Origin of the sequence: Methanolobus sp. ZRKC3 (assembly GCF_045291275.1) — an archaeon.
GTDB lineage: Archaea > Halobacteriota > Methanosarcinia > Methanosarcinales > Methanosarcinaceae > Methanolobus.
Window position 1 is genome coordinate 1,326,225 of record NZ_CP146982.1, and the last position, 15,498, is coordinate 1,341,722.

The window sequence follows — 15,498 nt, forward strand, 5'->3', positions numbered from 1 at the left end:
TAGGGGAGTCAAATGCGTTTGGAAGACAAGATATTTGCCGGAATTGGAATGCTCAAAGCAGACACCATCCTTGAGAACTGCAGGATCGTTAATGTCAACACAAAAGAAATCCTAGCTGGTGACGTCGCAATAAAATTCGGTTATATTGTAGGTATCGGTGATGTTTCGGAACTCAAAGGTGCACAAACACACATTGTTGATATTAACAACCGCTATCTTTCACCAGGTCTTATTGATGGCCATGTTCATTTTGAATCAAGTATGGTCACCCTGTCCCAGTTTACCAAAGTTGCATTGGCACACGGTACAACCGGAGTTGTGATCGATCCGCATGAAATTGCCAATGTCCTCGGAAGGCAGGGAATAGAACTTGTACTTGAAGAAGCAAGAACACTACCTTTGAACGTCTTCGTTACCGTATCATCATGCGTGCCTGCAACTGTTTTTGAGACTTCTGGGGCAAAGATTAGTGCAGAGGACGCAGAAGCGCTGATGGATAATGATGATGTAATTGGGTTGGCTGAGATGATGGACTATCCCGATGTGCTAAGAGGAGATAAAGAAAAGATTGCCATGATTGATGCGGCACTTAAACGAAGACTTCTAGTGGACGGACATTGTCCGGGACTCCGCGGAAGCAAGCTAGGGGGATATATGTGCGCCGGCGCTTCTACAGACCATGAATCTATTGAATATGAAGAAGCACTGGAGAAACTGCGACTTGGCATGAAACTGATGGTCAGGGAAGGTTCGGCCGCAAAATCACTTGACAGCTTCCTACCTCGATTGATTGAAGATAAGATTTCGCTTGAAAATGTGTTCTTCATCACAGATGATAATCATCCTGGGGACCTTATTCATGGTTACATGGATGCTATAGTGAAAAAAGCTATTATATTGGGACTTGAACCACTGGATGCTATTTCAATGTGCACTACAAACACAGCTAAGCATTATCGGATAGAACACTTGGTGGGTTCTATTAGTATAGGGAGAAAAGCCGACTTTGTAATCCTGGATAATCTGGAAGAGTTTAAGATTCATTCGGTATTTGCTGGCGGCACACCCATTAAAACCAATAAAACTGTTTTCAGTTACCCTGACCATGTATTCAACACTATCAAATACAAAGAGATTGCAGCCGAAGACCTGCAGCTCATTGATATTCCAGAAAAAACGGTTCCAGTAAACGTCATCAAAGTATTTCCAGATAAAATACTCACCGAAATGGTCAAAGAAGAGATCAAGACCGACAGTCAAGGCTTTCTAGTGCCTGATATAGAAAAGGATATCTTAAGTACAGCCGTAATCGAACGCCACGGCAAGAATGGAAATATAGGGCGTGGATTTATCACAGGCTTAAACCTAAAATCAGGAGCACTCGGGCAAAGTATTGCACATGATAGCCATAATGTCATTGTAACCGGAACTAACTATTCAGATATGGCATTGTGTGCCAACACTATCCGCAAAATGAATGGTGGTATCGTGCTTGTTCAGGATAATGAAGTGCTAGATAGCCTGCCCTTGCCTTTTGCAGGTTTGTTGAGTATGTGGCCTATAGAAAAAGTGAATAATAAACTGGAAAACATGCACGAAACTATAAGAGATATGGGCTGCACACTCCCGGCTCCTTTTATTACCCATTCTTTTATTGCTCTGCCTGTGATACCTGATATCCGTTTGACTGATATGGGACTGTTTGATGTGAAGAAATTCGAATTGATAATATTCTGACTTGATTTGTCTATTTTGCAGCCATCAATAACAAGCAGCGCTTTTTAAAAAGTCACTTAATTTGGCCCTGTAGAGTTCCATCTTTCATATTTTTCTTTAATTTATCTAAAAGTCAGTTTAAAAATGAGTGAGAATTAAATAGAAAATGGTTTTTCTACAGAGTCGCTGGATGAGAAACTAATATTTACCTCTTTAAAAAAGGTGGAATGATAGATCACTCCAAGATTTGTTCATTCTCCTCTGCCCAGGCAGGTTGGTTTATTGCAAAGAACTCAAGGTCGGTGTCCCCTGTGTTCTCCGTGTACTGCTTTGAGTTTGCAGGTATGTGGACAAGCTTTCCTTTGCTCAGTTCAAATGGCACATCTTCTATGTAGAGCACACCCTTTCCTTCAAGAACATAGTATACCTCGGGGTTCTTCATCATGTGAGGGGCGATGGAATGGCTAGGCTTGACTATCACATGGGCTATGCTGTAATCTACATTCAAATTTCTATCAACTCTTGCTGGGTGGAAAAACTCTCCAAGTAATATGTTTCCAAAGCGGGTGAAATGTTCAACGTCTTCGAGATTTTTGGTGTAAACGTAGTCATCAATATAGAACCCTGATCCCACAATGTAGGTCTGGTTATCAAAGGATGCCGCTTTGTTGAAGGTGTATTTATTTGAGGGTTCTGTCTCACCGGGTTTTGGCCAGTAGTAATCAATCCAGCCCTCTCCTTCTTCGCTCTGGGCCATATCTATGAACATCTGACCTATTGGTTTACCGTTGAAGTCTTCAAGATTGCTCACATCTTGCCCCTCACCGCTGGTATCAGGTGGATATACCACACGTATTCCATCGGTTCTCCAGACGAAGATGTAGAAATCATCATGGAACCACTGACTGTTCTTCTCCCTGAACTGCGGGAAAGCCTGCTCCCCTTCCTCCTCTATTAACTCGACGGCTGAATTGACCTGTGAGGCAGTAAATTCTCTTTGGGAAGCCAGTTCATTCTGTCCCTCAACTATTATACCCTGTTCGTCTTCACCAGTATCATCTGGTTGCACACACCCTGCAACTACAAAGAACATTACAAGGGTCAATAGAACGCAAACTACTTTCTTCAGCTCAATCATATCATAACACTCCCATATCATGTATTATTTTTAGAATAAATACGACTATTGGTTCAAGAATATAGATTATTGTCAACCCTGTTAACTTTTTGAGGAGCACTGTTTCGAATCACAGTTTCACAAAGAATATAGTGCAGTGTAAAGCAAATCTAAATAATATGCAAAAACTCAGGTTTTGTATGAATTCATGGGGGAATTGAAATCAGAATTAAACAGAATATGGTTGTTTGTATTGGAATATCCTTGATATTTCTGATAATGTCTGCGGGGAATGCAGCAGGAACAGCGGGAGCGATAGATATTGATATCGAGAAACTGACACTAGGCACGGATGGCATCTGGTATGATGCTGATGTTGCACCCGGTCCAGAGATCCCTGTTGGTGACCCAGTTCAGTGGAAATATGTGGTCACAAATACAGGTGACATAACTCTGGTCGAGATTAAGGTTACCGATGACCAGATTGGTCAAATCGGCACAATAGACGATCTCGGAGCAAATGGAGTCGTGGAATTTACAGTGACTAGCACAGCTGAATCTGGCCAGTATGTAAACGTAGGTACTGTGGAAGCTGTGGATGAGGTGGTTGGATTGCTGATATCTGATACAGATTCCAGTCACTATTTCGGCATTGAGGATAATGAAATTCCTGAATTCCCAACAATAACTTTACCGATACTTGCAATAATGGGACTGGCATTTGTATTCATGAGGAGAAGGGAATAATCTCCTCAATCTATTTTTATTGTTAGTAAAATCATCATTATCAACATACTCCCCATTTATCCAACCTCTCCCTAACATGAGCATTCAGAGTAAACGGCTTATCACTCTTTGCATTCTGCTTCATGTAATGCAAAGTACCCTTAAGGAACCCATCTTCTTCCTTATTAGCCATCTATCTCTCTCCAAAGCAAGAATTAGAAAGATTTATTAATGTATTTCTACAATTGTTTATATGTATATTCAGCGGGGGTTTTGGATTATGTTCACATTAATCAAAGATAAAAGAGGGATTTTAAATGGAATCTAAAAAAGATTCTTTATTAACGCATCTAAGTATCTTTTTAATTCTGATCCTTATTAACACACTCCTTTCAAGGTTTGCAATTGTCAATTCCCCGATATCTCCGGCTCCGGGTGTATCTGGAATATATTTTGCAGTTGCTTTCATGATCGCTTTTGGGCTGTGGTATGGTATGTGGGGTGCTCTATCTGCCTACCTAGGCTGTCTGATAGGTGCGGGAACTCTTATCGATATGCCACTTTCACTAAACATAATATGGTCTCTTGCTGATTTCTGGCAGGTTCTGATACCGCTTGTTGCCTTCGTTTCACTGGGCGCCGATATCACCCTGAAGACTCGGCGGGATGTGGCCATTTTTCTTGTATTCGGGTTTTTCCTCAATAATCTGGTGGGTGCTTTATGGGGCTCTTCCGTACTTGTTGCCGGGGGGATCGTTCCATGGTCTGAATACAGAATCGTTTTCCAGGGATGGTTCATTGGCAATCTGGTTGTTACAATCCTTATAACTCCTCTTCTGCTCAGGTTCGTAACACCCTATCTGTGTAATACAAGGTCATATGTCAGGGGTTACTGGAGTTGATACTCTTTACAGATAGGGAATAGAATGGAATGTGTGAATCACGTGCATTCATATGGATGAACTCCTGCCTGTTCATAGCATGGTGATGATAGGCCCTACGTCAGCCAATGAGACCGCAGTTATCGACTAGACAATGAACACTATATAAGAAGTAGTGCGAGAGGTGAGATTCGAACTCACGAACTCCTACGAGAATGGGTCCTAAGCCCATCGCCTTTGGCCTGACAGAGCTACCTGCCTTCGTATAAGGAAAATACATATCTTCTTTCAAAGATAAGGCACAGTTTTTGATTATTGTTAATCCAAAGCATTGCATTACATTTGTACTTTAAATAAGCAAATATAGGCTCTGTAGAAAACCTATCAAAATCGATGTCCATTAACTGGAATTGAGATTATAATCTAATATCGTGCAACACATTAGATAATATTTTTAAATCTGATTGTTGCCTGAATATTGAGGATTTCTACAGAGCCCAAATATAAATACCACTTCAAGGGTGAGCACATCAAATTATAATGAAGGAAATCAAGACCATGTAATTGATTCCTAGGAAAAAGCCATTTCAAACCAAAAGCTCATATAGAAAAAGTCAATAATAATGTATTGCCTTTTTTGGTTGTACTCTTACCATTGTTACTCCGATTACCATTCAATCACCGATATATGGGAATGCTACAAGTTATTTATCTGTTTTCTTTGTAAGAACTGTATGCCCAGGAGTTTGACTGTAAAAATATACATACGATTTGTATGAAACATATAATCGACATCAGTAGAGGCACATAGAAAACCACCTCATCATTATGATGAGTATACTCGTTAACTATAAATACAATAGAGAATAACTAGGTATTATCTGAGCGGGTTATCCTCTTTTTGACAATAACCCCCACTCCCCAACCCGCTCATACTCCACTATTTTTCTGTTTTTACCAAGTCTACAAAGCTTAATTGAGATTTTCTTCCTGAAAGGTAAGCATAGCTACACAAAAACAGCTTCATAAGACAGTGGCTAATGACATAATGTTCATACCACTTATTCAGGACAGGATTATACAGACTAAGCTGTCCAATAAATGATTCATATTGCGTATATTACATATGATGTATAAAGTTAAATATATACAACTGCCCAACCATTGTAAAATATACACTTGAATATATACACACATACCAAAAATACGTGCGGTTAAATTTACAAAGAAGAAAGAAAAAATAGAAAATAGAAAATTTCAAAAATCAAATAGCGTCTTTTGTGGCTTTCTCTGAGAGGAAGACTTTGCACGGGCAGAACTACCAGAATTATCAGAATCTTTTGAATTATCCGAATTGTCAGAATCCTTTTTCACAGTAGTTGACTTTGGAATTGATTCAGATATCTTATCAAGACTCATCTGAGAAGGAGCCTTTACGGATTCACGAGTGGGGGGTACAACAAAGAACTCAACATCACCATCTGGTCGATCCTTACGCATGTTTTGAGCTTCATCATAAATAGCCTGTAACTTTTTTGTAAGCTTGCTACTACCACTCATGTGCACCAGCTCATCCTGATCAAGACCCAGATTTGCAACTACACCAGGAGCATATGAACCATCTTCCAGCATTTGAGAATATATGGAAGCCAGCCCCAACCGGGAGTAACTCATTGACTCATGACAATGAGAGCCTATTTTTGAAGCAATATTATCCCTCATATTACGTCGGGAGCGCATCTGCCCCATCTTCCTCCAGAGCGAAGGAGCCTGGTACTTGACATAACCACCCCGCATACGGGACCTGGAAACAACAGTGCCACCAACCATAAGTGCACTGGCGTACCTCCACATGCGATAGTTTTGCCTTCGACGTACCCGCCCAAGGAAACGATCAGCCCTTGAAAGATAAGTATACGCCTGAGCTATATCCGAAGTTAGTTTTTCCTCACCTTTTCCAGTATACTGATAAGGAAGATTCTCATCAATCCAGTGGACAATGTCCTCAGGAGACTCATCCAGACTATAGATAGAATCCTGAACGGATCTTATATCACTCCCTTTGAACACTTTTCCTATGGCTTTGAAAATAGATTCCTTAGTATCACGTTCAGAAGTTGATATATCCTCGATATTGATCTCAGTGCGCCCCATTGCAACCGCCTGGAGGTCATTGACCGCACTTCTGAAATCACCGCCTGCACCCTCAGCCAGCTTCTCAATGACACCAACACCACACATGACACCTTCGTTCTGTGCAATCTTTTTCAAAGCAGGTATCATTGACCGAGTCTGTACAGTACCAAACTTGAGTTCAAGACAGAGTGAACGCAACGAAGAAGAAATACCATAGAGATCATTTGCAATTAATACGATTGGCTGACTGGTTTTCTTAATTATGTTAATGAGTGCTCGGGAACCACCACGGTCACTATTTCCATGAAGATTATCCGCTTCATCAAGAATGACAAGCCTTCTACCGGAAGTACCGGTGAGCGTTCTTGTCTGTGAAGCCGAACCTGCAACTTTTTCAATCACAGATGCAGTCCTTTGATCACTGGCATTAAGCTCGATGACTTCCCAGCCAAAATCAGCTGCCAGTGCATGTGCACAAGAGGTTTTACCAATTCCCGCCTGTCCATGCAGAAGGGCAGCTTTTTTATCAGGAACACCATGAACCCACTGATCAGCCCATGAGCGCAGGTCATCAACTGGCTTTTTATGCCCAATGACATCAGCAAGTAATCTTGGCCGGTATTTTTCTGCCCATTCCATCTGTACAGTCATAAACGATCATCACCCAATATTCAGGAAAAGTAATTAATGTTTTCACCCCTTTGTGTGTTCTAATTGATATTACTGATGGTAGGTACCTTAAATGGGAACAAAAAGTACTGAAGACTTGCTTGGCATTATTGAAAAAAGAGCATTACAGAACAAAGCAAGAGTTGCCATAGGTGTTAGAAACCCCACCCCTAAAATGCTAAACAGTGCCAAGGATGCACACGATGCAGGATATGCACACGTCATCCTCATCGGAAACAAAAAGGAAATAGATGCCATTGGGACTGAGCTGGAAGTCATTGGTACAAATGACCCGGAAAAAGTTCTTGGAGATATGCTGAAGTCAAAATATGTTGACGCTGCAGTCAGAGGTACGGCGAGAGCATCTGAAACCCTATCCCACCTCAAGAAAATACTGAATCAGGAAAAGCTCCACCGAATCGCGTTGCTACAAACAAATGAAGGTAAAGCTTTTTTCATAGCCCCGGTAGGAATCGATGAAGGAAATGGCCTTGCAGACAAAATATCATTCATCAAGCTTGGCGTGGAGCACATACGAAGATTCAATATCGAACCAGTTGTCGGGGTGCTTTCAGGAGGAAGGCTTGGAGATATTGGAAGGAACAAATATGTCGATCAGACACTGGCAGACGGAGACTTCATTGTAAACCGTGTGCGAGAAATTGGCATCGATGCAAATCATTACACCATCCTAATAGAAGATGCCATCAAGGAAGCTAACTTTATCCTCGCCCCAGATGGTATTTCAGGGAATCTTATATTCAGGACACTTGTTTTCCTCGGTGGCGGGGACGGACTTGGAGCGCCCATTTTGATGGATGAGCATGTGTTTATTGACACATCAAGAGTCGGAGGGCACTATACAAAAGCTATCATGCTTGCCAGTGCACTTGTGGGAAGCGAACAGAACGATTAAAATACATATTAAATAGTATAATTATGCAGATAATAAGGGAATGATGAGAATGGAAGCTATACTGATAAAGGCGAAAACGATTTCTTCTGCATGGTCACAACTGATATACGAGATCTACGAGAAAGGCGAATTGCATAAACCGGATTATGGAACCTCAACAAAAAGAGTTCATGCAACTATACAGATAGAAGATGTCAATAATAATCAGGTGAGTGCTGCAGTTCCGTTTGGAAAAAACCTTATTGAAAAGTACAAGGAAGAGCTTACCGAAGAATATGCCGACTGGTACATGTCAATCCCTGATGATGACAAAAGGAAATTTGACTACTGCTACGCGAAACAGCTGTTCAGATTTGGAAAAGACGTGTACGATACAGTTAATGCAAATGTATCCAACCTTCGCAAAGGGTCCAGAAGACATGTGGGGATACTCTGGGAAAATGAAGTCCACATACCAAAGTTCGAGGATCAGCCTTGCTGGATAGCTTACAAGATCGAGCAACTAAACGATAAGCAAGTAAGACTGTATATATTGTACAGGTCATGGGATGCATTCGGCGGCTTCCCTGCCAATATCCCCGCAATCGTAGAAGGATTTAAGAAAGTCCTAAGGGAACATGAGCTAGATTATGAGATCGAATCTTTAATTGCTACGGGATGGGACACACACATCTATGAAGCTGATCTGCAGGCTGTCGAGAAGATATTCAAGACGAGCGAATTATGTCCGCTTTGCAAGAACATAACACCAAAGCACTCCTTTATTTCAACAACCAAAGGAAAAGCCTGCCCTGATTGCAAAAAATCAATGTGATTCATTTTCAGCGGGCACAAAGCCCGTTCTGCTTTTTTTACATGTGGTTAATAATATATTTCCACTAAATATATATGTATGATACATGCATACGTTAGTATGAAAGTACATAGGTAAAGTTTAATGAGAGATTTCAATGAAATGGTTAACAGTTAGCATGCCGGATGAGCTTTTTGACAAACTGGACAGCATAGGCAACAAAAGTTTGTTCATTCGAAAAATGTTGGAAAGAGAACTGGGCATGCCCCATGACCATCCTGAAACCAGTATAGCAGCTAACAATGACATTGTAATCCTCAAACAGATCACAAATGACCTGAACAAAAGAATAAATGAAATCGAATGCCAGCTAAACGGACACCTCGCCGAAGCAGGAGAGAATGAAACTCTGAAGGCATCAGAAATTGAAATTGCAGGCCACTCCTTACTTGAAGACAGTATTGCACCAAGGCAGGAATTTGTTACAAATGATGAAGTGCAGGAAGACAACATAATCATAACCCCGGTGTTTAAACCACCAATGGAAATTACGGATAAGAAGCCAATAGATATGCCGGTTTTTAAACTGCCAGCAGATATCAAGGATGAGAATCCAATAACTATGCCGGAACTTAAACCACCAGCAGATATCAAGGATGAGAATCCAATAACTATGCCGGAACTTAAACCACCGGTGGAAATAACGGACGATGATCCAATACTGATGCCGGTGCTTAAACCACCAGTACAAATAATGGATGAGAATCCAATATTTGTGCCGGAATATGAAATCCCAGTGGAGATGACGGACGAAACACCTGTAGTAATACCGGATTTTGGATCAATTGATACGATTCCTTTTGATAATCCAGAACAAAAAGATACAAATGAAGTTCCATTCAGCCCCCCCAGTGACCAGGCATCATTGGTAAATGAGAATCTCCTACCAATCTTTTCTCCGGCAATGCCAACAAAGCCCCAGGAAATTATGCAAGCATCTGCAATTCCTGGCAATCATACTGAAACTGCAACTTCAACCCAAGATACGAACATACCACCACAATTTGACAATGCCCCACAGCAGACTCAAAATGATAGAAACAGAAATGACAAATTGGAAAGCAACATTTTGATGTATATGCCCCACGGTGCAAAGGTTAAAAAGAACATCATCAAGAGCCTTGTTTCCAAGCAATTCTCAGATGCTGAATTCGAGGGAAAGATACAGGAAATGTTCTCAAAACAAGTACTTGGCAGTGTCATTGAGGAAGGTATTGAATATCTGATAAGAACCTAGGTTCTGAATTCAATTATCTTTGCAGAGTCCTCTGAAAAAGACCTGCCCCTGAAGCATTGAATACAAATATTTCTATCAGAGTGATAACATTTTTCGCAAACAGACCTACCACAAAGCATGCAGGTATGCAATTTTGCAGCCCGATCACAAATAGAACAAATCCCAGTAATCTCCATTCACCATTAAGTTGGGTCATCTACTTAAAAAGTCTTACTGACACAAGCAGGAGCAGATATCCAAAAAAGAAAAAGAAGAGCTGAATAGTTATCTTAAAACAGCTATTCAGAATTGATGATTATTCTATTATCGCACCCTTGCTTGCAGAACTTACAAATCTTCTGTATCTTGCAAGATAACCAGTCACTTCCTTCTCAAGTGGTACAAAAGACTTCCTGCGCTTTTCAAGTTCCTCATCAGAAACCCTGAGCTCAAGTTTTCTTCCAGGGATATCTATCTCGATGATGTCACCCTCCTCCACAAGACCAATTGGGCCACCTTCCTGTGCCTCAGGAGAAATATGCCCTATACATGGACCACGAGTTCCACCGGAGAATCTACCATCGGTGATCAAAGCCACAGAATCAATTAGTCCCATACCAGCTATTGCAGAAGTTGGAGATAGCATTTCACGCATACCAGGGCCGCCTTTGGGACCCTCATACCTGATAACTACTACATCACCTGACACGATCTTTTTAGCGAGGATCGCTTCCATTGCCCCTTCCTCACTGTCGAAAACACGTGCAGGACCACTATGATTGAGCATCTTAGGATCAACTGCCGCCTGTTTCACAACAGAGCCATCGGGTGCAAGATTACCTTTGAGTATGGCAATTCCACCCTCTTTATGGATAGGATTGTCAAGTGTGCCAATTATCCTGGAATTCAGCTTTGGATTTATTATGATCAGCTCAGCGAGGTTCTCACCAATGGTTTTTCCATTGACTGTCATCTGATCGAGGTTCAGTATGGAAGCCATACGCTGCATTATAGCCTGGATGCCACCTGCCCTCTCGAAATCAAGCATATAATTCTCGCCGCCGGGTTTAAGAGAAATAAGATGAGGCGTACTCTTGCTCAGGAGATCGAAGGTATCAAGGGAAAGGCTGAGGCCAAATGCATGTGCAATTGCAGGCAGGTGAAGGGTAGTATTAGTGCTTCCGCCTATTGCCAGATCAACCATTATAGCATTCTCGAATGATTCCATTGTAACCATTGAGCGAGGAGTAAGGTCCTCATTCACCATGGCGACAATACGTCTGCCGGACTCCTTTGCGATCCTGAACTTTTTAGCATCAGCCGCATGTGCCGTAGCACAGCCAGGCAAACTCATACCAAGTGCCTCGGTCATGCATGCCATGGTGTTTGCGGTATACATACCAGCGCATGAACCTGCCCCAGTACAGGAGTAATCCTCCAATATCTTCAATTTTTCCTCAGATACTGCATCAGCCTGGCATTCTCCGACACCCTCAAATACCGAGATCAGATCCCTGGGCTCGTCATCAACATATCCGGGCATCATAGGGCCGCCAGTTACGACTATGGTCGGAATATTCAGATTCCCTGATGCCATTAAGTGCCCAGGAGTGATCTTATCGCAGGCAGTTATCATAACCATTCCATCCAGTTGGTGGCCCTGGAGTACGAGTTCAATGGAATCTTCTATAGCTTCCCTGCTTGGAAGTGAATATCTCATACCTTCATGACCCATGGCAATACCATCGCATATACCAATGGTGTGGAACTCGAACGGAACACCACCAGCAGTACGGATGCCAGCTTTTACTGCCTCGGCAACCTTATCAAGATGAATGTGTCCCGGGATCAGTTCATTCCAGGAGTTTACAACTGCTATGAAAGGTTTATCCATTTCATCATCAGTCACACCTGTCGCCTTCAAAAGAGAACGATTTGGTGCACGCTCAAATCCTTTTTTGGTCTTGTCACTTCTCATTAAAAAACCTCATTAGTTGCATAATGGCTAAACTATTATAGTAATGGAGAAGGAAATATATAACCAATATGCACAGTGCTTGAGCATAATCAATCACAAATTTACGAACATACAGCCTCATACCCAGACTTACATGCCCTGCGTGAAATATGATTAGCACATACTCAACATATGCAATTCATATATATCATAAAGAGCATACTGCTACTGTTTTAGACATTCAGACTGCTTTTTTCGTAAAAAGAGACACAAGAGTAAAATAAAAGAATGAATTAAAGCCACAGTTAGTGAAAATCATAAACCAGCACGACCACAGGGAAATGGCTGGTCGCGACCTCCAGTGCTATGACCAACTACCCGATGATCAATAGAATGATCCATTAATTGACAGTCAGAACGACCAATCAATGGATCGATCATGCGGAAAGTGCATCAAAATAAGCATGATACAGTACATCACAACGTAAACAAAATATAATCTATACTTCAATAGACACATTGAGAAGATTACAACATGTTGAACATAAAAGCAATCATTATTGACGGATATGTGGATGAGCCGGCCTGTTTTGGAGTTCCACCGTATATATCACCTTACATAAGATACATTGCGGGTGCATTAAGAGAAAGAGGGATTCCTGAAAATAATATACACTACCGCACCATCGATTCCATCAGAAGCCAGCCAGAAGATGCAGGTAAAATTATCAAAAGTGCACAGCTTGTTATAATCGTTGCAGGGATGACAGTACCTGGAAAATACCTGCGTTCCACACCCATTAGCCCAGGTGAGATAGAAAGCATATTCAGTGCCAGCAAGGGAGCGAAGATACTGGGCGGACCAATTCGGCTTGGTTTTAGCAAAGAAGGGGGAAAAACTGCCACAGCACTTGGAATTAGTTCAGACGACACCCTTGTGGCACAGGCAGATATTGAATCTCTTGTATATGACATATCCAAAGACGGAACTACAAAGGCAGACCTCCAAGATCCCACACACCGATTCAGAACCGTAGAAGAAATAGGTAGATGGGGGAAACATGGGGCATTCATTATCAAAAAGCACCCTGATTACCCACACGTCATGTGTGAAATGGAAACATACAGAGGATGTGGACGCAAAAAACACTGCTCGTTCTGCACTGAGCCATCCTACGGACCATCAGATTACAGGCCTGTTAATGATGTTATAGAAGAAGTAAAAGAGTTGTACAATAACGGAGCACGCTACTTCAGAATAGGTAGACAGCCAGACATCATGAGCTATCATGCAATTGATAAGGGAGGCGATATGCCGGAACCCGATCCTGAAGTGCTCAGAAAACTCTACAAAGGGATAAGAGAAGTTGCCCCTGAACTAAAAGTTCTGCACATGGATAATGCAAATCCTGCAACCATTGCCGCATATCCTGAAAAATGCAGAGACATTCTGAAAACCATAGTCAAATACCACACATCAGGAGATATCGCTGCGCTTGGCATGGAAAGTGCAGACCCTGCAGTAATAGAAGCCAATGATCTAAAGGTCATGCCCGATCAGATATTTGAAGTGATCAGAATGATCAACGAAGTCGGAGGTACAAGAGGGAATAGCGGCCTGCAAGAACTTCTACCGGGAATCAATTTTGTACATGGACTAAAAGGAGAGACGAAAAATACCTTTGAGTATAACTACGATTTCCTTAAGGAAGTACTGGACTCCGAGCTACTCCTTCGAAGGATCAATATCAGACAGGTCATGGCATTCCCGGGAACGAAAATGTACGGTAATGACGAGCTCATAGGAAAGCATAAGAAATTATTCCTCAAACACAAAGAAAAGGTCAGGAAGGATATTGACCTCCCCATGCTTCGCAAAGTTGTTCCTACGGGCACCATACTGAAAGATGTGTTATGTGAGAAAAATGATGGAAATGTCTGTTTTGGCAGGCAGTTAGGTTCATACCCATTACTTGTAGGAATACCTGCAAAATTACCAGTGAACAGTTTTATCGATGTAGCAGTGACCGGGCACGGACATCGCTCCATTACAGGAATACCATACCCACTTAAGATAAATACAGCACCTGCATCACTTATCAAAGAGTTGCCGGGCATTGGAAAGAAGCAGGCAGTAACCATTCACAGCAAAGCACCATTCTCAAGTGAGGCAGAGTTTCTGAAATATGCAGAGAATAATGAGAAAATACTACAGTACATAGATCTAAATAATCGTCAGAACGCCTAGCGGAGTACCTTCCCTATGGAATCAGTATCCCTCAGTATTTTAAAACTGACAAAACTACCCACGATCAGATTCATGTAGAATGTCAATGCCCTCCATGCAAGAACAGTTATTCCAAGTACATGGGAAGGTACAAATATGGAAAATACGGTTGCAGCCCCCAATTCTGCGACCCCGCTTGCACCAGGTGTAGCAGGAAGCACCATCAAAAGCATGATGATGATCTGTGATGCAAACACAGCCAAAATATCTACGTGCAGATTCAATCCCAGAAGGACAACATAAAGAAGAGAGAATTCCACCACCCAGAATAGCAGTGTGCCAAATATAGCGATCATAAGACCTTTCCTCCCTTCCTTCAGTAATAACACAATGCTTTCATGAAAATTATCAAGCTCGTTATCAACCTTTTTGATAACATGTTCAATTTTTGCATCCGTTCTGTCACTAAAAAATGGCGTGATCCGATTTACAATGAAATAGGAAAAACTTCTTGTTGGGCCAGGGCGCCATATTGCATACATCAATAATAACAAAATGCCCACCAAAAAGAATTCTGCCACTATCAGGATAGTTTCAAATCCGGAATCAGCCAGAATATTCCTGAATATATAAATTGAAAATGGAGCAAGAGACAGTATAAGGATCCCATCAAGCAAACGCTCCCCGAGAATGACTGCAGATGCTTTCCCAAGAGACATACGATCCATATTCAGTAAATGGATCCTGAGAGGTTCGCCACCCAGTGAAGAAGGAGTTATGGAAGCTGCAAGTGCACTGGAAGTTACTATTTCCACGGATTTAATAACGCCAATATCATGTCCAAGTGCTCTACAAAGGACACGTATTCTCATGCCCCATATCAAGTATGAAAAAGCATGCAAACATATGCCAAGCAAAATAAATTCAGGTTTTATACTAAGCAGAGCGTCAATAGTGCCTGTATCAAATGTTAGTAAGATAACTATAAGTCCCGAAATAAAGCTTATTAGTAATGATATTAAAAGCCATTTCTTTATTTTATTCATCTCAAGACAGATCCAGGCATTATTAAGATAAAAAGAAG

The 15,498-nt window shown here is 41.6% G+C and carries 11 protein-coding genes and 1 pseudogene; 7 read left to right on the plus strand and 5 right to left on the minus strand.

Annotated elements, in window-relative coordinates; genetic code table 11:
* Positions 1–12: 12 nt before the first annotated feature.
* On the plus strand, positions 13–1,737 hold the full coding sequence (ade, locus tag V7O66_RS06645; RefSeq protein ID WP_406662418.1) for an adenine deaminase: 1,725 nt from the start codon (positions 13–15) through the stop codon (positions 1,735–1,737).
* Positions 1,738–1,951: 214 nt separating this feature from the next.
* Here the strand turns inward: ade and V7O66_RS06650 are convergent, their stop codons facing one another.
* Positions 1,952–2,854: a cache domain-containing protein gene (locus tag V7O66_RS06650; protein WP_406662420.1), complete on the minus strand. Its 903-nt coding sequence runs from the start codon at positions 2,852–2,854 to the stop codon at positions 1,952–1,954.
* Between the two features lie 243 nt (positions 2,855–3,097).
* Here V7O66_RS06650 and V7O66_RS06655 point away from each other — a divergent pair, with 243 nt between their 5' ends.
* Positions 3,098–3,580 carry a PEF-CTERM sorting domain-containing protein gene (locus tag V7O66_RS06655; protein ID WP_406662422.1) on the plus strand — a complete coding sequence of 161 codons (483 nt, stop codon included), beginning with the start codon at positions 3,098–3,100 and terminating at the stop codon, positions 3,578–3,580.
* Positions 3,581–3,620: 40 nt separating this feature from the next.
* Here V7O66_RS06655 and V7O66_RS06660 read toward each other — a convergent pair.
* A pseudogene (locus tag V7O66_RS06660) lies at positions 3,621–3,731 on the minus strand (CRISPR-associated protein Cas1); the annotation flags it as partial.
* 145 nt (positions 3,732–3,876) lie between these two features.
* Here V7O66_RS06660 and V7O66_RS06665 point away from each other — a divergent pair.
* Complete coding sequence (locus V7O66_RS06665) at positions 3,877–4,461, plus strand: hypothetical protein (RefSeq protein ID WP_406662424.1); 585 nt, start codon at positions 3,877–3,879, stop codon at positions 4,459–4,461.
* A 1,236-nt stretch (positions 4,462–5,697) separates the two neighbouring features.
* Here V7O66_RS06665 and V7O66_RS06670 read toward each other — a convergent pair.
* On the minus strand, positions 5,698–7,227 hold the full coding sequence (locus tag V7O66_RS06670) for a replication factor C large subunit (protein WP_406662426.1): 1,530 nt from the start codon (positions 7,225–7,227) through the stop codon (positions 5,698–5,700).
* Between the two features lie 91 nt (positions 7,228–7,318).
* Between V7O66_RS06670 and mtxX the strand changes: the two genes are divergently transcribed.
* The 3 genes from mtxX (at position 7,319) to V7O66_RS06685 (ending at position 10,251) form a co-directional block, all read left to right on the plus strand.
* Positions 7,319–8,161 (plus strand): methanogenesis marker protein Mmp4/MtxX, encoded by an 843-nt coding sequence (mtxX, locus tag V7O66_RS06675; protein ID WP_406662428.1) that lies wholly within the window; start codon positions 7,319–7,321, stop codon positions 8,159–8,161.
* A 49-nt stretch (positions 8,162–8,210) separates the two neighbouring features.
* Complete coding sequence (locus V7O66_RS06680; protein ID WP_406662430.1) at positions 8,211–8,975, plus strand: thymidylate synthase; 765 nt, start codon at positions 8,211–8,213, stop codon at positions 8,973–8,975.
* Positions 8,976–9,111: 136 nt separating this feature from the next.
* On the plus strand, positions 9,112–10,251 hold the full coding sequence (locus V7O66_RS06685; RefSeq protein ID WP_406662432.1) for a hypothetical protein: 1,140 nt from the start codon (positions 9,112–9,114) through the stop codon (positions 10,249–10,251).
* A gap of 295 nt (positions 10,252–10,546) precedes the next feature.
* Here the strand turns inward: V7O66_RS06685 and ilvD are convergent, their stop codons facing one another.
* Positions 10,547–12,208, minus strand: coding sequence for a dihydroxy-acid dehydratase (gene ilvD / locus V7O66_RS06690; protein ID WP_406662434.1), 1,662 nt, complete (start codon positions 12,206–12,208; stop codon positions 10,547–10,549).
* A 514-nt stretch (positions 12,209–12,722) separates the two neighbouring features.
* On the opposite strand from ilvD, the gene V7O66_RS06695 reads away from it, so the two are divergent.
* Complete coding sequence (locus V7O66_RS06695; protein ID WP_406662436.1) at positions 12,723–14,435, plus strand: radical SAM protein; 1,713 nt, start codon at positions 12,723–12,725, stop codon at positions 14,433–14,435.
* Here V7O66_RS06695 and V7O66_RS06700 read toward each other — a convergent pair.
* A complete protein-coding gene (locus tag V7O66_RS06700) occupies positions 14,432–15,460 on the minus strand; it encodes a YbhN family protein (RefSeq protein ID WP_406662438.1) in 1,029 nt (342 codons plus the stop codon). The two genes, V7O66_RS06695 and V7O66_RS06700, sit on opposite strands and share 4 nt — an antisense overlap.
* Positions 15,461–15,498 lie beyond the last annotated feature (38 nt).